Annotated in this window: 10 protein-coding genes; 5 read left to right on the forward strand and 5 right to left on the reverse strand. The window is 51.8% G+C overall.

Annotation, left to right across the window (positions count from 1 at the left end; translation table 11 throughout):
- Positions 1-66: 66 nt before the first annotated feature.
- From PRIO_RS09585 to tyrS, 3 genes are all read left to right on the forward strand, one after another.
- Positions 67-858, forward strand: a complete 792-nt coding sequence (locus PRIO_RS09585) for an ABC transporter ATP-binding protein (RefSeq protein ID WP_231869941.1) — start codon at positions 67-69, stop codon at positions 856-858.
- Between the two features lie 39 nt (positions 859-897).
- Positions 898-1695 carry a hypothetical protein gene (locus PRIO_RS09590; protein WP_020430763.1) on the forward strand — a complete coding sequence of 266 codons (798 nt, stop codon included), beginning with the start codon at positions 898-900 and terminating at the stop codon, positions 1693-1695.
- Between the two features lie 487 nt (positions 1696-2182).
- On the forward strand, positions 2183-3442 hold the full coding sequence (gene tyrS, locus PRIO_RS09595) for a tyrosine--tRNA ligase (protein WP_020430762.1): 1260 nt from the start codon (positions 2183-2185) through the stop codon (positions 3440-3442).
- A 1038-nt stretch (positions 3443-4480) separates the two neighbouring features.
- Here the strand turns inward: tyrS and PRIO_RS09600 are convergent.
- The 5 genes from PRIO_RS09600 to PRIO_RS09620 all read right to left on the reverse strand — a co-directional run bounded on the left by PRIO_RS09600 (position 4481) and on the right by PRIO_RS09620 (position 12429).
- On the reverse strand, positions 4481-5062 hold the full coding sequence (locus PRIO_RS09600; protein WP_020427795.1) for an LOG family protein: 582 nt from the start codon (positions 5060-5062) through the stop codon (positions 4481-4483).
- A gap of 161 nt (positions 5063-5223) precedes the next feature.
- Positions 5224-6132, reverse strand: a complete 909-nt coding sequence (locus PRIO_RS09605) for a hypothetical protein (RefSeq protein WP_020427794.1) — start codon at positions 6130-6132, stop codon at positions 5224-5226.
- A gap of 6 nt (positions 6133-6138) precedes the next feature.
- Positions 6139-7911 (reverse strand): S8 family serine peptidase, encoded by a 1773-nt coding sequence (locus PRIO_RS09610; protein ID WP_046502072.1) that lies wholly within the window; start codon positions 7909-7911, stop codon positions 6139-6141.
- A gap of 22 nt (positions 7912-7933) precedes the next feature.
- Positions 7934-9316: an ATP synthase subunit B family protein gene (locus tag PRIO_RS09615; RefSeq protein WP_141639079.1), complete on the reverse strand. Its 1383-nt coding sequence runs from the start codon at positions 9314-9316 to the stop codon at positions 7934-7936.
- 101 nt (positions 9317-9417) lie between these two features.
- Positions 9418-12429: an ATP synthase subunit B family protein gene (locus PRIO_RS09620; RefSeq protein WP_141639078.1), complete on the reverse strand. Its 3012-nt coding sequence runs from the start codon at positions 12427-12429 to the stop codon at positions 9418-9420.
- Between the two features lie 117 nt (positions 12430-12546).
- Here PRIO_RS09620 and PRIO_RS09625 point away from each other — a divergent pair, with 117 nt between their 5' ends.
- Together PRIO_RS09625 and PRIO_RS09630 are read left to right on the forward strand one after the other, a co-directional pair.
- A complete protein-coding gene (locus PRIO_RS09625) occupies positions 12547-13296 on the forward strand; it encodes a peptidoglycan-binding protein (protein WP_020427789.1) in 750 nt (249 codons plus the stop codon).
- 198 nt (positions 13297-13494) lie between these two features.
- The gene (locus PRIO_RS09630) at positions 13495-19629 is read left to right on the forward strand and encodes a non-ribosomal peptide synthetase (RefSeq protein ID WP_046506683.1); all 6135 of its coding nucleotides are present in this window, start codon (positions 13495-13497) and stop codon (positions 19627-19629) included.
- The last annotated feature ends 11 nt before the right edge of the window (positions 19630-19640 follow it).

Genomic DNA, 19640 nt, shown 5'->3' on the forward strand with positions numbered 1-19640 from the left:
ACATTGGCGACACTGGAAGCACGTGGTTTAACAGTATCCTACGGTTCCAAGACAGTAATTCAGAATATGAATGTGCAAATCCCGAAAGGGCGGATCACCGTGCTCATCGGCGGCAACGGCTGCGGCAAATCGACGCTGCTGCGCACGCTCGCCCGGCTGCTGAAGCCGGGCGGGGGAGAAGTGCTGCTGGACGGCGGGCGCATTGCCCGCTTGTCCACGCGGGAGGTGGCCAAGGCGATGGCAATTCTGCCGCAAGGGCCAACGGCTCCAGAGGGGCTAACAGTGCGGCAGCTGGTCCGCCAGGGAAGGTATCCGCATCAAGGCTGGCTGAAGGCATGGTCGGAAGAGGATGAGGCCATGGTGCGCTCAGCGCTGGAAGCAGCACAGGTGGCGGATCTGGCCGATCACACGGTGGATTCCCTCTCCGGCGGCCAGCGGCAGCGGGTCTGGATTGCGATGTCTCTGGCACAGGGGACGGATCTGCTGCTCCTCGACGAGCCGACCACCTATCTTGACCTGTCGCATCAGGTGGAGATTCTCGACATGCTGTATGAATTGAACGAGCGGCAGGGGCGGACCATTGTCATGGTGCTGCATGATCTGAATCTGGCCTGCCGGTACGCCCATCACATGGTGGCTGTGCATGCGGGGAACATCTACGCCGAAGGGGCGCCGGAGAGCATCATCACTCCTGAAACGGTTAAAGCAGTGTTCCAGCTCGACTGCGAGGTGATCCGCGATCCGCTGTTCGGAACGCCGCTCTGCATTCCCCACGGGAAAGGGAGAAGGATAGCAGCAGAGGCCGTAACGGGTTCTCCGCCTCTGCCGCAGGAGAAAGTACTGCTGCAGCGGGGCTGAAGCCCGGATAGATTAGAAGCATCTTAAGGAGCTGAGTATATGGGCATTATGGATTTTGACCGTCTGGAGCAGCAGTACGGCATTACCCTGCTTCCAGCGGAGCCTGAAGCCATGGTCATTCCGGCAGCGGAGCTGCTGCAGGCTTCGCGGATGGAAGAATTTCTGGATCATTACCGCAGCCTGCTGCGGGCAGACAACAGGCAGCCGGCGGCAGCTTTTACCGCAGTCAGCTTCGGCGGGGCGGGGCTCGCGCTCCAGTATTGTGTATCTGTCCATGACAGGGCTCCTGATTTCTCGCTAGACAACCTTGTCCTGCAGATGAGCCTCAGCAGCAAACGGCCTGATATTTCCTTCCGCCCGCTGCACTGGCGGGAGCGCGAGAGCCCTGAAGGCGAGCTGCCCCGGCGTCAATGGCTGGCCGAAGTGCTGGCCGGCTTCTATAGCGGCCAGGCCAGGCCGCTGCTGGAGAGCCTGTCCGCCGCAAGCGGACTGCATATCAGCCAGCTGTGGGGCCAGCTGCCTACCTGGTTCTACCGTGATATCCGGCAGCTGCTGGAGGAGGAACGAAGGGAGCGGGTCAAGGCCAGAATCTCTGACGATTACCGTTTTTTACGCGAGGGCTTAGAGGCCCGGTCCGTGTTCGGCCGTTCCAGAAACCCGTTCGCCGCTCAGATCCGCGCCTTGGAGCCGCTGGTCGACCCGAACAGATTGCCCCTGATGAAGACAGCCTGCTGCCTGAACTATATGACGGAGGATTACGGCTACTGCTACACCTGCCCGCGTCTGAATGAGGAGCAAAGAACCCTTGTGGCGGAAAGCTACCGGGCCCGGCATTGACAACAAATTTCGAATTGACTATACTTTCAGTAATCATATAGCTGACATACGTTGAACGAGATAGTAGCAGCCTTTGTCCCTGTCACAGAAAGCCGGGGGGGATGGAACCCTGGCACACACATGGACTGCGAATTACACTCTGGAGTATCTTGGGTAATGCCAAGCGGAGATCAAGCGAACGATACCTCGCTTAAGAGTGGTGCGGACTCTGCCGTCAGGCCGTTCGTGCAATCTGGGTGGTAACACGGTTAATTATAATCGTCCCTGTGTCTGAATAGACAAGGGGCGATTTTTTTGTGCGGAAAGATAAGGATCTCTATGGTTCACACCCTCTGTGGCCCTTATGGTTTACGATGAAACCAAAGCATCCCTATAGGGCGGAGTAGCCGTTTCAACTCGCTTGATCTACCGGAATTAGAGTGCAGCGCTGCTTGTTTCAGCGTACAGCGGATGGATACGAAAATATGGACAAAGGGGCTGTATCAGCTTGAACATTATTGATGAATTGGAATGGCGCGATGCGATCAACCAGCAGACGGATGCGGAAGGACTGCGGGAATTAACGAATACCAAGTCAGTGTCACTCTATTGCGGTGTTGATCCTACGGGCGACAGCATGCATATCGGCCATCTGATCCCCTTTATGGTGCTGAAACGCTTCCAGCTTGCCGGACACCGTCCGGTGATCCTGATCGGCGGGGCTACGGGAACGATCGGTGATCCGAGCGGACGGCAGAGTGAGCGCTCCCTCCAGACGCTGGAACAGGTGCAGGCGAATGTCGATGCCCTGACGGCGCAGATGAAGAAGCTGTTTGTGACGGAAAGCGACAATCAGGTGCGTATGGTCAACAACTATGACTGGACCCACAAGATTAACGTCATTGAATTCCTGAGGGATTATGGCAAAAACTTCAGCATCAACACCATGCTTGCCAAGGATGTTGTCTCCAGCCGTCTGGACAGCGGGATTTCGTTCACGGAATTCTCTTACCAGATTCTGCAGTCATTGGACTACCTGCACCTGTACCAGCATGAGGATGTGCAGCTGCAGGTCGGCGGCTCTGACCAATGGGGCAATATCACAAGCGGTCTGGACCTGATCCGTAAAAAAGAAGGGGCCGACGCCAAAGTATTCGGCCTGACCATTCCGCTGATGCTTAAATCGGACGGAACGAAATTCGGCAAAAGCGCAGGCGGCGCGATCTGGCTTGATCCGAAAAAAACGACCCCATACGAGTTCTACCAGTTCTGGGCCAACAGCGACGACCGCGATGTGGTGAAATACCTCAAATACTTCACCTTCCTGACCCGGGAGGAAATCGAAGCACTGGCGGAAAAGGTGCAAACCGAGCCGCATAAGCGCGAAGCGCAGAAGGCGCTGGCCGAGGAAATGACCCGCTTCGTTCATGGCGAGGAGCTGCTGGAACAGGCGAAGCGTATTACCGCAGCCCTGTTCAGCGGCGACATCCGCTCCCTCACTGCGGAAGAAATCGAGGAAGGCTTCAAGGAAATGCCGACCTACACCTCCGGCAAGGAATCGAAGAACATCGTGGATTGGCTGGTCGATCTGGGCATTGAGCCGTCCAAACGCCAAGCGCGTGAGGATATCACCAAGGGAGCGATTTCGCTCAATGGGGAGCGCGTCACCGAACTCGGTACGGAAGTGACGGCTGAAGACGCCATCGGCGGGCGCTTCATAATCATCCGCAAGGGCAAGAAGAATTACAGCCTGGTCAAGCTGGCCTAAGGCACATAAGGGATATCCGCAGCAGGCATAGGGCTGTCACAGACGCGGGATTTTTCTGCGGATGGGGCGGCCCTGTATGTTTCTTGCTGAAACGGCATGTGAAGTGGAATTAGGGAACTAAATGGGCTGAAAAGCGTTGCTGCATAGGTAATAGTTGGAATTAGTAGACTTAATCTTAGCGATTTCACCTGAAAGGGGGTGAATAGGCCGGATGAAGTCTACTTTTTCCCACCAACGCGTGCGGGAGAGCGGACAGAGGAGCCCTTATTTTGCCAAAAACCTTGTTTTTTCAGCGGTTACGGACTCAGGAGTCGTTATATCCATCGATGGAGCCTGGAATAAAGGGGAAAGGGACAAATAAGGGCATCTCAGTCCGTCCTGCGGAATAGCCGAATCTTCCTTCAATAACGGCTTTCCTGTCCGCAACGGCTGCGGATCGATCGTGAAGGAGTACAACGGTCCGTCTTCAGCATGCCCCCGTTGATTTTGGAGCGGTGGGGATCCCTGCGGCAGTAAGCCGAAGGCCAGCTTGCCCGGAAACAACGGCAGAAATACAGTTGTTGAGGCGGCGAAGGCCGAGTTCTGAGGGGTAGCCGGTCTAAATATCCTAATTCCAACTAGCAAGTTACTTACCGGTTTCTTCGCAGGTGCTAGTTGGAAAAAGGGAACTTATTTTTCCGAAAATTAAGAAATCCTGAGAATTAAGTGGAAAAAGTAAATCTAATTGGGCCACTTTTCCTGAACAATGGCGAAATTAGCTGAATTAGTGTCCTTTTTTCCACTTCATCTGCCCAAGGTTAGGGTGCTCCGGCAAATTAGTTAACCTTTTTCCACTTAAAAAGTTGCCGTAGGATTCATGGGGCATCGTTCTCCAGGTAACGCTAGAACAAAAACGGCTGCACTGTCCCGTGTAGGACGGCACAGCCGTTTTTGTTCTGAAACGTCTTTCAAAAGGTTGTGTACCCGTTTTCGATATTGTGCTTGGCCCGGCGGACCCGGTCTATTGTGAACTATAAAGACTTATGTGTTCTGCACGAATCAGGTGCGCTCATCCGTGAGGTACGTCTTCACCGGCGGCGGGGAATAGTTCAGGAATTGCCGGATCATGCCCTCGGGAGAGACATCGGTGAGGACCATGGACCGGTGTTTGTCCGGCATGAACTGTTCCCGGGCCATTTGGTCAAACAGGGCAATCAGCGGATCATAATAATGATGTACATTCAAAATTCCGCAAGGCTTCTGATGCAGTCCCAATTGCGCCCAAGTAAAAATCTCAAAGTACTCCTCCATCGTCCCCGGGCCGCCCGGTAAAGCAATGAAGCCTTCAGCCAGCTCCGACATTTTTAATTTGCGCTCATGCATTGAATCCACCAGGATCAGTTCCGTGAGATGCTTGTGTTCGATTTCCCGGCTTTTGAGAAAATGGGGGATGACCCCGATCACGTCCCCTCCGGCTTCCAAAGCGGCGTCCGCCACCTCACCCATGAGGCCGACAGTCGCCCCTCCGTAGATCAGGGTGATGCCGTGTTCTGCCAGCACTTTTCCCAGCGCATGGGCGCTTTCTTTGTAGACGGGTGAAGCTCCATCACGTGACCCGCAAAAAACAGCAATGCTTTTCATAGGTGAATAACTCTCCTTTGCTTGAGTAAGATCAACTCACCGGAAGCCGTCTCCAGGAGTATACTTCTAACGGTAGCACATTGATAAGCTTAATGCACTTCCTCTGGCTCAAGAATTAGGGGTGAAAGAGGGGAGGGATACGGGCAAACGGGTCAATAAAATCAATGGTTGTGCAGCGCCTTAACGTTGATCTGCTGCCACAGTTTATCCAGACCTTCCGCTATCGGGGTTATGACGTTGCTGCTCTTAAGGTAACCATTGTGGCATAAAGGGGTCCAGCCTTTGATAATTGTTCCAACATTGACATCCCGGTCTTCAGTCACAACCTTATCATAGGCAGGGTCAATACTCTTGAGCGGATAGGCTAGCACATCATCTTTATCGAAGAAGTTAATCCATTCGCCTGAAATCTGCGGATGCTGAGCGGAGAACTCTTTGCTGGGAACCTGGATCGGCTTGTCTAACTCAGGAAAGCGCAAGCCCCACAATGGCAGTGTGGTTCCACAGGAATAGAACAGCGACAAGGTGTCTCCCCGTTCCAGCGCGGAATCTGGATTCAAAATAGGAGGTTTCCGGTGGCCATTCTGCAAATCGTAAAAGAAATTGCTTGCAATCACAGTCCCTAGACTATGTGAAATGACACAAAGCGGTGCATCCGGTCCGGCTTCAGCGCTTAGTATGTTTAATTGCGTGCTTATCGTTTTATGAACGGCCTCATAATTATCGTCCCCGCCATCCAAGGGCTGGTAGGCTACAGCATCCGCTAAGTAGTGAATCATGAACTCCCTAAGTTCCCTATAGTGCAGATTGTAAGGAGGTCCTACCAGCGTCTTCATTAATTTATCTTCCCGGTTAGCAAAGACAGAAGCCCAATATACCGGCTTAACCACGATTCGCTGACCGGGCTCTTTTTCTCCGCTTACCGCCGAGAAGGCCTTGTGCATTTCTTCAATAAATTTATCTGCAAAGTCCTCATGCTGTTTGCCTAACCCGTGGATCACAATCACTGCCAGCTTTTGCGGCATGCCAATCCCTGCTTTCTTCAGATTTACCGTTAAAAAAGGAGCCATGATTTATCAGCTTGGCACGGGCATATTGCCGACGAGCGCAGTTACTGATTTAACGGCAGCCACCGCATTCACTCTTCCGTTGCCGTATTGGTTGTTCCAGCCCTGCTCAGCCGGGGGGTTCCTTTTTGTTGTGCTGAACAAAAGCCTGCGGATTTCATCTATGGAGAGCTTGAGATCATATTTGACGGCCTCGGCCAGCATTAAGGCAATGACCCCGGTAACGACCGGGGCCGCCATGCTTGTTCCTGAATCGATCTTAGGCTCGTTTATCGTGCGGGAACAGGCGGCAATGATGAAGTGGCCGGGTGCACTTATTTCAGGCTTTTGGCGGCCGTCACGGGTCGGCCCGGCAGACGAGAAATAGGAGATGGGAAGGGAGGGATCTTTGCCGTTGTAAGACCCGACGACAATGCTTTTTTGCCCGCAGCAAATGGAACCTAATGTACAGGTATTGTCCACGGGGGACTGGAACCGGGATTGATTGAACTTGTGCAGATTGCGGTTGTCATCCCGCTCAATCCAGGCGTGGAAGGTTCCGTGCGCGGCCTTCACTCCGTGAATTCGCACAATCCAGACTCCCGCTAAACCGGAACCGCTAAAAATCATGGCCTGATGGTCCCCGTTACTCCCTTTGGTATGGGCTGCAAAAAAGCCGGGTGAGTCTGCTTTTTCACCTACACCTATATTGAAAATGCTTTGATGATCCCGGTTAAGCAATTCGATGCGGAACTCATCTTCTCCAGAATACCAGATCTCCACTTCATTATTGGTGGTATCCCCTTCGAAGACTTCCCAATGCAAATCGGTGAAACTTCCTTCCGTAATCGTACCGGACGCATGTATGCGGTCGTCAAATGCATTGCCGGCAGCTATAACCACCGCACGATTGGTTTGCTCCATCACCAGACCATCAATGCCTTGTTCTACTAGAGAGGTTCCATCATGGGGACCGCCATAGGTGCCAAGACTAATATTAATCACACACGGGGTAGCACCAGCCTCATCAAACACATATTTTACAGAATTCAGCAGATTCCGAGAATCAGCGAAGTTACCCAGCTCTCCATTTTGAATATCCCTGTAATCCGGGTCCACAAAGATGATGTCCGCTTTTGGCGCTACTCCAGGGCTCATTTTCGCCAGTCCGTTTCCCGCAGCGATATCCATGACGTGAGTGCCGTGTGAGCTATAACCCGGATCGTATCCAAGCTGCTGATACGGATTAATGTTTTGGAGCGCAGTATTAATCTTGTCAGGCGTGTAGATGATTTCTTTGGTTTGTCCATTAATTAGATTTACACTCTGGGTCATAAGTGAGAGCAGCCGGGTAGTTCCATCGCTGTTCCTGAAGTTTTGGTGGGCAAAATCACAGCCGTGATCGATTATACCGATGATGACCCCATTTCCCCCGTTCATTTCCAGTGGACCTGGGGCAGAAAGGCCGATTTCTCTAAGGGTATCCTTCAGCATTAATTTTATGGGCTGTGCACTGCTCAAAGTCATGACCACGGAAGATTGCTGGATTTGTTCCAGCCGGGATACGGAGACTTTGGCGGTGACAATATGTCCGGATTTATCCGGGGCAAGCGTGATTCTCTTCCCTTGATAAACACCCGGAAGATCCAGAAATGTTTGAACGTTTTTAACCTTTGCAATTACGGAGACCAGTTCCTCTGCCTCTTCCGATGTTTCGAAGTTTTCGTTAGTTCCGGCCTGCGAGCGGGCAATCGTTTTTTGCAGCCGCGGGTCTAAATGGGATGGAGGATTTTGTTCACTCATAATAATCTCTTGTCTCCTCACATTAATTTTTCTTGTTTCTTCTGGCCTCGTCTAATTTTTCTGTGGCTGCCTCTATTTTTTTATCCGCATCAGTTTGCGCTTCCGCAACCTTGCTTTTATGTTCATCCCGGGCTTGAAGCAAGATTTTGTCCCTTTCACTTGCAGCATTCGCCAACTGTGTATCAGCCTGCGACTTTTGTTCCATATACTGAGCTTTAGCAGGTCCAAGCTTATCTTCGGCTTCTTTTAAAGCAGGAGCAATCCGCGCTTTGAATGCGGATTCCGCTGCTTGGTAAGTTTCTTGGGCAGGCAATAAATAGGCATAAGCTGCTTTGTTGGCTGTGCTGATATCTTCGGCAGCTTTTTGGGCGGCCAGCTGACGCGCTCTTTGGGCGGCCAGGAGGATTCCGGCAGCCTCGTCCGCCTTTGTCCGAAGGTATAGACTTTTTACAGTGAACTCACTCTCCTCAAACCTCATAGCCTGCTCGATGTTCTTCCCATCAAGGGTGGACCGGACAAGAATATGGTTTTGTTCCAGCCAGTATAGCCGCTTCAAATGAGGGTCAATCTCCAAGCCGGTTATGGCAGAATCGGATGTATAAATCACCTCACGGTCTGTGCCTTCAAGAGTCATCGCTTCAATTTTACGGTAACTATTCCAATACAACTTTCCGGCGGTTTCATCAACTTGTACTCTGGACGGGAACACACTATGGGCATCGGCAAGAGGGAGAGGATAACTGATCAACTTCCTTATTTCCGTACTATCCTTCTCTAATTTCCAGATCCCATAGTTGTTGCCTGCGGCAGTTTGTTTCTCCATCGCGGTCCAGAATAGAGCTCCAGTGCTTGTGAGCGTTGCATGGACAGCCGGTGTTTTGGGTGAAAAATTCGCTTTTGCAAGTTCATGAAGTTCATTTCCCCGGACATTCATGGACTGAATGGTTCCCGTAGGCGAAATCCAGATGATTTTTCCTTCCGCCGGATGAATATCCAATGAACCTGTTATCGTTACATCGACCGGGACGTTATACTGCATTTTTTTCAATTCCTCAATATCTGTACCCCGTAATGAAGTAGCAAACAGTGTAACTTCTACAAGCTTTCTTACGGGTTCACCTCCGTTGACGCTAATGGGCTGTGCGGTTGTCTCAATGATGAAATATAACTTATTGTTCAACGGGTCTACCGTCATGCAGTAGGCAAAGGTGGGAGTTTGAAATTGATCCTGTTCTTTTCCAAGTGCATCACAAATCCGTATTCCCCGGTCATCTGCAAGAAAAATGGAGTCTATACTTTTGTTGAATAGCTTAGTTGCCTGCACTTTGGCTCTTAGAATGGCTGCGGCAGACACTGTATCTGCTTCACTGATTTTTTGCTCGGACAACGCTGCTGCCTTTTTCATTTGAAGAATCCCATATGCGGTTGCACTCTTCAGAATTGCGGCTGAGGACAGAGATTCCAAATTTGCCATGTTCTTCCCCCTGGATTTTAATGATTTTTTTGTTATATGAGTTTTCTCTTCTTGAACACTTTTCCAATCTCATGTCCGGGGCTTTTTCCGAAATTTTTAATTTTTTCCGCTTCTTCTTTTGCCCAGTCCTCAATGCTCTTCCATACTTTGGCGGCTTCTTCCTCCAGTTTGGCGGCAAGCTCCTCGGCACTCTTGAGGATATCTCCCGCTAATCTATCCGCTTCGTCTTGAAGCCGTTTTTTCTCTATCCCTGCATCCTCCAAAAGCTTCCCAGCCTGCTCGCCGGCATGCTTCAGCACGGCTTCTCCTTCCTGGGCTAATCGGTTGACCTCCTCATCAGCGTGATTGAGAATGTCCTTGATTTCTTTTTCCGCTTTATTGGGGAAATCTTCAACTTGCATCTTAAGCTCTTCCGCTTTCGCCTTCGCATCATCAGCAATCTTGGTGACCATCTGAGCGCCATTAGCGATAATTTGCCCGGTTTCCTCGCTGAGTTTCGCCGCTTGCTCATTCACACCGGCCACTCCCGCACCGATGGTTTGAATCATCTTCTCCGCTTCTTCCGCAATCTTAGCCGCTTCGGCTGATGCATGGTCTATAAGGGCTTTGGCGTTTTCTCCAGCTTGTTCCAAGGCATGGTTTACGGCTTCAGCAGCTTTTTGCAGCACATCACTCGCGGAGGGGAATTGAAAGTTATTTTTCACAAAATCGGCTATCTTATCTGCCAAGCGGCTGGGCAAATGGGTGAGCACGTCGGCATCGGCGGTTAAACTAAAGGGAGGAAGGCTCATCTCGATTCCCTCAAACATGAATTTTCCGCTGACACTAAGTGTCCATTCCGTAAGGCTGCCGCTTATTTCTGCCTGGGCATTAAACTCGATATCCAGTCCGTACGTTCCCAAATCGGTCCCCAGCATTTTTATCGGACCAACCTTGATATCCAGATCGAGCGTGAATTCCGCCTTGGCGCGGAAGGTGGCCTGATCCGTTAACTGGCAGCTCCACTTGGAATTTATCAATTCCCCTATCCCGGTTTCCAGTTCAAAACGAAAGCCCTGATCGCTGATTTCAATCTCGGCTTCCTGCTCCAGCAGATCCAAAAATGAGATGCGCGCACTGGCATACAAGTAAGGCGAAGCTACAGTGTTAAAACGAAATACAGCTCCACCGGGCTCTATATAAGGAACTGTTCGCATGTCATACGCTTCTTCCGGCTCTTTTTTCAAAGTAATCCAACTGCCGTCAACAAAATACTCCTTGAGGCTGATCCCCTCACCGTTGCCGCCGATTGCAAGCCCCTTTCCCAGACGGAAAGGGGCTGCTTGCGCGCTTCCCTGAATTCCTCCACGGGACAGCATAAAAGAGGCATGGGTTCTGAAGCCGAACAGATCAATGAAGCCGTTAAAGCCGATTCCTTGGCTAACCAGCGTGCCGTCCGGTAATTCCTTGGAAATCTGTGACCAGTACATGAACACTTGCTTGGCTGCAAGCTTTTTCAGAAAGTCAGGGATTCCTGAGAGCGGTTTTCCTGTTACAGCAGCGTAGAAGGTTTCCAGATCCAGCTGTTCCAAATATCCATAAAAGAGCTGAGGGGAAATGAGCGGGCCTGTCAGGGCGACAGTGATTCCAAAGGCGTTCACGCCGGCGGGCTGTTCCTGGATATGAAAGGTTCCGTTCAAGCCCAGCAGAAAGGCCGGAGGTGTGAAAGTCCAGCCCAGGTCTACTTCAATTTCATCCAAGTGAAGGCCCGGCAAGCCAAGAGGGGAGGGAAGGGATCTGGGTTGTCCGTTTTCTTCCATATTGTTGACTCTAACGGAGCATTGAGCCTGGGTTTCGCCGATTTCCATCGTTGCGGTACACAACAGGATTTCTGCTCCAAGCGGAACATCCATAAGCCCCTCAAGCTGAACCAGCAAAGGGTCAAGGTTCAAATGAAGCTCCGGCTGCTTCAAAATCAGCGAAGCGGGACCGGCCTTAAGTGTAATCGGCTCTGGAAAGCGGGCGTTAAAACGTTGTCCGGTTAAAGGGGGGCTTAGCGGGGTCTGCAGCAGGAGGCGATCTTGTCCAGTGGCCGAATGGATGATTTTTAACAGCGGGTTATCTGCCTCGGACAACAATATTTCTGCACAGAAAATAATCCCGCGTTCAATGCTGCAAGGCTGCGACTCCATGAACTGAAACGAAGGCTGCGTGGAATCCGGCAACTCCGGAAGTTTGGGAAGCACAAAAACCTCATCTTCCATTGTAGAGAAAATACAGCAGGCTTCACGTATTCCAATCTGGGATATAAGACTGCCGACCATTTGGTCTAATGAGCCGCTTATTTTATCGGGAGGAATCAGGATTCCGAACACAAAGTTCCAGGTGTCTGCGGCATTGGTGGCCGCAAAAAAGGCATCGCCCAAGGCGGCTGACCGTGCGGATAGGAAAAAATGGCCGTTATCCAATTGAAGTTCAAAAGAAATGGAGCTAAACCGCAAATCCAATTGCATTGCTTCAATGGGGATGTTGTGCAGTATCCCCAGAGCTTCGGGAATATCCTGAAACGTCATCTCCTCCCCCGGAACCACTTTCCATTTGCCGTACAACCGTTTGGGATTCATCAGATCATACTCGATTTGCAACTGGGCTGTTCCGAAGCTGACACTGCCTTTGAGCAGTCCCTCCCAAACTTTCTGCAAGGTATCTGGTGAGGTTCGGGTATGCAAGGAAACATCAAGCGTGACGTCGTGGTCCTGCTGGCCTAGAGTCACAACAGAAAGAGATTCGGCTGCTACCTGGAGACCGTTAAGAGTGTCATCATCAAAAGCCGGGTTCTGCGTACCTTCCAGGCGAATATTCTGCAAATCAATCTCGGGTATTTCTTCAAGGTTGGGAACAGGCAGATTGGTACTGCTTAGAAATTTATTAAGAAGTTCAGGAAGGGTTGAACTGGAGGTAATGGAGTCTTCTTCCTCTGCGGTAAACGGGATGGGAGGCCCTGTAAAACCGGGTTCATTTCGAGTCACATCTGGCATCATAATCGTCTCCTTCGTTAAAGTCATAGTGTAGCATCCCATAAATGGATTTTTTTATGCAGCTTGTTTTAACGCTGAATCAATTCAGGGTTTTGTGGGGAACTTCTATGGATGGAAGCCAGAATATGAAGGAGGGCCTGAACAATGTCCAAAGGTCAAGGCAATATAGCTGCTATTGGCACAGCCGTTTTGAACACTAAGTGGGGTACAAATTATAAAGAGCTATTACGCAAAGGCGACAGTCATGCGGAAGTGGCAGTTCTCAAAGAGAATTTGCGGAATTACAGATCGGGTTCAAGAGGGGACTGGTCCAAAATTCCGGAAATCACGGATGTTTCACCGGAAACTTTTGATGAGCAGACTGAACAAAACCTGATCCAGTTCCAAGGATTCGAGAATCTCACCGCAGATGGGATCTATGGTCAAAGCTCAAGAAATCGGATGGCCGCCAGGATCGGAGTCTCAAGTAAAGGATTTATACGTTTGGAATCACCGCCTGGAGCCTCCTATATTAATTTCAACGATACAAAAGAAGGAATGAAGAAGGACCAGAAATATTTACTGGATCATTCCTGGTTAACGAAAGAGGCTGTTCATACGCTTGGCCAGCTTGCTGACTCCTTCCGGACCGCTACCGGCAAGAAGCTTGAAATCAATGACTGTTCCCTGATCGACGGTGAAGATACTCCTGAGCACAAAGGACACCAGACTGGCAAAGAAGTAGACATAAGAAATGCCGGAATGACTGCGGAGGAAGAGAAAACTTTACTGGAGCTGTGCAGTGGCAACGAACAGATTAAAACTGTTTTTTTTCATGAAAAATATGGCATTGTATCCGATAAGATTACATTGGACGCAGAACACAATGACCATTTTCATGTGGATGTTCTATAGGGGAGATTGAGGAATCAAATATGAAGAATGTAACTCATAGAAAACATCCATTTCGTAAAATAGATGTTAAATTTTATAAAATAAGAGAATTTAGGTAAAACATCATTGACACAAAATCCCATTGCAAGGTAAAAATCTTATATAAGATTATTTGTAACAAAAATTACCTATGCGAGGGGGAGTGGCTTAGTGAGCAAAATGTTTGTTCGTTCATCAAGTGCCTCAAGCGGCACTAATCAAGCGGTCTATCAGCTGGTTTCAAATGTAACGGGTCATAGGATCGAAGATTTGAATTCGGATATGTATCTGGAAGATGATCTGGGGCTGGATTCCATCAAAATGATTACCTTAATGAATGAATTGATCGGACTGGTCCCGGCAGAGCAAATGGATGATTTTACGGCCGCATACCCGGTGACTGTCTTGATGGGTCTGCAAACCGTCGGCGAGCTTGTGCAGATTTTTGAGGAATGGGAACATGCCCGGCAGCAAGGGGCAGAGGTGCAGGCTGCGGCCAGTGCCGTACTTCAAGCGCAAGAGGATACCTGGCCGGAGCCCGCTGCAGTCCAGATTCATTCCGCTCCCCCAGATCTGCGCGAACAGTTGAAAATAGAGGTTTGCAGGCTGATTTCCGGCATTACCGGACATAAGTCCGAAGATTTGCATACGGATATGGATCTGGAGCGGGATTTGGGCCTGGATTCCATTAAAATGATTACCTTAATGAGCGAGATGGTTTCCTTGCTCCCTGCCGATTCATCCGGTGGACACAGCGAAAGCAATTTAGTAACATCGCTCATGTCCATGCATACGGTTGGAGATATCGTGGAGATGCTGGCCGTCCGCAACGGGGGGAACAGCGGTACCCTGGCAGTTGCAGGTGACGTGAACACTATTGAGGCGGAGATTCCTGAAAATGAGCCTGAATTTCTTGAAATATTACATTCCCAATATTTATTTCTGATTACTTATTTGTCGGTAGCCAACCTGACCATAACGTCAGGGGTGCGCGTGAGGGGGAGACTGGATGCCGACAACCTGCGGAAGTCGTGGGGCGAGCTAATCCGCCGCCATCCTATACTGCGTGCCGTGTTCATCACGGAGCCGGCGAACGCGAGCTTGAAGGGGTACCGCCTCCAATTACTGAAGGCTGCGGTGCCGCCGGAAATTCCCGTCCTGGATATCAGACATCTGGATGAACAAGCGAGGCTCCGCTGGATCTCGGAAAGGTTCGAAGCGTCGCTGAATGAGAAATTGGATATCACCCGCTGGCCGCTGCATTCTTTGTCAGTTATCCAGACGGCCGACCTGGAATACGAGCTGATTCTGGACATTAACCATATGATCTCGGACGGTCTGGGCAACCAGCAGATTCTGAGAGAACTGTTGGAGATTTACGGAGCAGAGTCGCACAACAAAGCAGCCAGGCTGAGGCCCGCGCTGCCAGCCGGGGAATATAACCGCATTGTATCTGAAATCAATGCCTGGAATGCCCCGGAAGAGATGGAGGCGCTGGACCGGTATTTGCAGCAGCAGGGCCGTGGAGCCTACTTCTTCAACCCCGGCGGGGCAAGCCGCAAGGCAAATGCAGCAGGCGCTGCCGGAGCCGTAATTCATTCCCGCAAATACTGGGTCGGCGAGGAAATAACAGCACGGCTGATTGCCTCTACCAAGACCTGGCGCACCTCGCTTTTTATTCTTCTGGTCAGCGCCTATCTTAAGACGATCAGGCAGCAGGGGGAAGAGCGGAATCGGATTATTCTGAATCTTCCGACAGGCGGCAGGCTCTACCCCCACACGGATGCTTCGGAGGTGCTCAGCGCCTTTGCCCAGAATCTTGCACTCAGCTTCACCTGCGGGGATGCAAATGAAGAATGGGAATCATTAATTAACAGAACACATGAAGAATTCACCAATCAATTATCCTCAGGCATAGACAGGGCGCAGACCTACAGAGCTGCGCAGTATGCTAAAGACACCATCCATCTGCAGAACGGCGTTATGCCGGAAGCGGTGGCCTCCATGATCCGCTCCACGTTGAAATCAAACCTATATCTTTCATTTGTAGGCAATACATCCATACACACGCGATACGGGGATTACGAAGTTTACGATTATGAAGCTTATACAGGTACCAATCCGGGAACGATTGACTGCCTGGCTGAATTGTTTCAGGGCAGGCTGATGATCACGGCCAACTATGACAGCAGCTTTTTTGATGATGATTATATCGGGGAGCATATGGACAGGTTCATGGATAACCTCAGCCAGCTTGCCGGAATGGGACCTGTGGGCAAGCCGGTGCTTGCCGGGGAAGATACCGAAGGGCCGCATAGCGCGGAAATAAGAGAACGGCTGTACGGAATAGTCCGTGATATTTCCGGAACGGCGCTTGACGAGGAAGCCCTGTTCAAGGATATGGAGGCAGAGCTCGGGATGGATTCCCTCCAGCGCATCCGGCTGATTACCAGGCTGGGCAAAGTATTCGGGCATGCCGACAAGGGGGCATTGCTTGAATGCAGGACTCTCAATGAAATCATTACCCACATTTCACATGTTAATAATGCGATTGAACCGGCAGACCGGGATTCTGCTGCAGAAATTCCCTATCTCCATATTTCCCGGCAGTGCAAGGCAACTCCCGATGCGGTTGCGATATTAGACGGCACCAGGGAGGTTACCTACCGTGAGCTGGACGAACAGTCCAACCGGCTTGCGCATTATTTAATCTCACAAGGGGTGCGTTCGCAGAGCCTGGTCGGCATTCTGACGTTCCCGGGCCGTCTCATGCTGACCGGAATTTTGGGGATCTTGAAGGCGGGAGCGGCTTATGTGCCGCTTGATCCGATGTATCCCGCTGACCGGATTGAATATATCGCGGAGCATGCGCAGCTCAGTATCCTTCTCACAGAGCAGTCGCTGCAAAAGCAGACAGACCCTATAGTTCAGAAGAGTCCTTCTATCCGGAAAGTGGTCTATCTCGATGAAGGGTATGAAGTCCACGGCCATTTTGAACAGACGGGAACGGAAGTGTGGCAGAGCTGCCCCGCCGGTGATCTGCGGGTGGACAGCGCCCCCCATGACCTGATGGTTGTTCTGTACACATCGGGTTCAACCGGGAAGCCCAAGGGAGTTATGCTGAATCACCGCGGTTATATGAACCGGCTGGAATGGCATCAGCAGACCTTCTGCCTGCAGCTTGGCGAGCGTGTAGCCCAGAAGACCTCCTGCTGCTTCGATATTTCCGTGTGGGAGCTGCTGTGGCCGCTGATGTACGGCGGAACGGTATGCCCCGTAAGGCAGGAAATTGTCAAGAATCCCTGGAGCCTGGCCCGGTGGATGACGGACACCGGAATCAATGTCATGCATTTCGTGCCCTCCTTGTTCGGTGAATTTGTAGATTCATTGGAGGATGAGAGCTATACATTTCCTGCGCTTCGCTGGCTGATTTTCAGTGGAGAGGGGCTGCCGCTCCGCCCGGTGCAGAAATGGATGGACCGCTATGGAAACAAGACGAAGCTGGCTAATCTGTATGGTCCTACCGAGGCTTCAATCGATGTTACTTACCACATTATTTCAGGGCGGCCGGGTTCAGCAGGTGAGATGAGCATTCCCATCGGCAAGCCGATTCCCGGCGTGTATATCAAAAATCTGGATGAGCACATGCGCGAAGTGCCGGAGGGTGAACTTGGCGAGCTGTGGATCGGCGGCATTCAACTGGCCAAAGGGTACCTGTACAACCCGGAAAAAACCCGCGAAGCCTTCCACCCCAACCCGTTTCCGGAGATTCCGGGAGAATTTATCTACCGCACAGGTGATTTGACGGTCAAAAGGGCGGACGGAAGCTATGAGTACCATGGACGCACTGACAACCAGGTGAAGCTGCGCGGCTTCCGTGTGGAGCTGGGCGAAATTGAAGCTGTGCTGGGCAGCCATGACCATGTGGCCGAGGCGGCGGTGATTGTCACGCAGCCCGCGCCCGGACAACAGCTGCTGCTTGCCTGCCTGGCCGGCAAGCAGGTGCCGGACCAGGAGATCAAAAACTTCGCCGTCCGCAAGCTTCCGTACTATATGATTCCACATCGGGTGGAATGGCTGCCCAGGCTGCCCAAGAATCCGAACGGCAAGCTGGACCGCAAGGCGCTGAGTGTTATGTTCAGCGGAACAGGGCAAGCGCCTCAAACGCCTCAAGCTTCAGAGATGCAGATTCCTCCGGCTGCGGAGCGTGAGCCGCTGAGCGCAGGGGACCTGCTCCCGCTTGCGCCGGCGCAGAGCTGGCTGATGAATTATTTCGATGATCCCTACTGCTGGGCGGGCTATACCCGTTTCCTATACAAGCAGCCGCTGGATTTCCAGCAGTTCAAGCAGGCTGTTATGATGCTGAACCGGCGGCATGACGCGCTGAGAAGCATTCTGGAGCGGAAGGATAACGGCTTTGAACAAAGGTTCCTGCAAGGAGAGCTGGGGGGCAATGTGGATTTCTATGATGGAAGCCATATGGAGGAAGCTGAAAGAAATGAAGAAATCGGGGCGATTCTGACAGAAGCGATTCAAGGGTTCCGGGTGGACCAATGGCCGTTATGGCGGATCATTGTCGTTCAGGTATCGGAAGCGGTCTATGAGATTGCGGCGGTCGGGCATCACCTGATTTCGGATGTGGTCACGAATCAGCTGCTGCTGCAGGAGGTCTGGCAGATTTACGCTTCGCTGAGCCCGGGAGCCCGGCACATAAGCTTACCCGATGCCAAACCGTTTGCCGATTTTGTCCGGGCGGTCCAGGAGAAAAAAAGAATCCACGGGAAAGAGTACGCAGGCTACTGGTCCACACATTTCCCTCCTGAATCCGTGTGCAGGCTGCCGGCAGACTTCATCAAGGGACCCAATGACGAACAGTCTGCTGCGACTCAGCGCTTCACTTTTGACCGGGAGCAGACCTCGCTGCTTCTGACCAGGGCCAAGAAGCATTTCAACAGCAATGTGTATCCGATTTTACTGGCTCCCCTCTATAAGGAGTTGAGCGTTTTTTTCGGACAGCCGGAGGTTGTGGTGAGCCATCGGGTGCACGGAAGAGAACTCAGCGGCGGACAGAATTTCATGCAAACACCGGGCAACTTTGCTGTGAATTTTCCGCTGGGCATAAATGTGGAGAAGGGCAGCCATTGGAGCAATCTGATCGCAAGCATCCGCAAAGGTCTCGAAAATGTGCCGCTTGGCGGAGTGAGCTATGATCTGGTATCCGAGAATCTGCCGCGCTACATGTACCCGGATGTGAAGCTGACTCCAATCCGGGCGAACTATCTCGGAAACCGGGATGCCCCCCGCCTGCCGGGCCTGGAATTTTCCAGAGAAGGCATGGACCGCAGATTATCACTGCCGGGTCAAAAACGGATATCGGTCATTGAATTCTTTTTCTCCATTGAAGAAGGGAAGCTGACCGTTGAGATCGAGTACTCGGCCAATCTTTATGCTGCCGCTACGATCCAAAGTCTGGCTGAGCAGTATAGGGAGCAAGCCCTTGAGCTTCTGGAGTCCATCCAGGATACGCCGGTGCTGCCCCCGGCTCCCAGAAAAGGACTGCTGGCCAATAAAGTAGCGGTCATAACGGGCGGCAGCAGAGGCATCGGACGGAGCATAGCCCTGTCCATGGCCGGTGAAGGGGCCGACATAGTGCTGGTATCCAGATCCGGGCAGCAGCTCCGGGAAACCGCAGATGAAATCCGCCGGCTCGGGGTGAAGGCCATGTCCGTATCCGCCGATGTGAGTGACGCTCCAAGCGTCAATAAGGCGGTTGAACAGATTATTGGAAGCTTCGGCCGTATTGATATTCTTGTCAACGGTGCCGGAATTACCGGCATGGCGGCGATGGCCGACATGAGCCCGGGGGTGTGGGAGTCGATCATTCAGGTGAATCTGCTGGGAACCTATCATTTCTGCTATGCGGTGATCCCTTATCTGATCAAGCAAAAGCAGGGCAAGATCATCAACATCGGCTCGGATTCCTCATTTATCGGCTATCCGATGATGAGCGCATATGCGGCATCCAAGCACGGGGTGCTCGGACTGACCCGTGCACTGTCAGAAGAGCTGAAGAACAGCAACATTCAGGTGAACGCTGTGTGCCCGGCGCTCGTGGACACCGATATGGCGCCGGCGGCGTTCAAGGGGCGGGCGATTCCGCCGTCCGGGGTTGCGGACTCGGTGGTGTTCCTGGCCTCTCCGCGTGCGGACTATATTACCGGCGAGGCTGTACAGGTCTACGGCAAGCAGGATATGCACTGGTTCGGAGCACAGCAGATGCAGATGCTTCAGGCCGTGCAGCGCAGGCAGCCGTAATGGGGGCGGCG

The sequence above is a fragment of the Paenibacillus riograndensis SBR5 genome (assembly GCF_000981585.1).
Taxonomy (GTDB): domain Bacteria; phylum Bacillota; class Bacilli; order Paenibacillales; family Paenibacillaceae; genus Paenibacillus_AQ; species Paenibacillus_AQ riograndensis.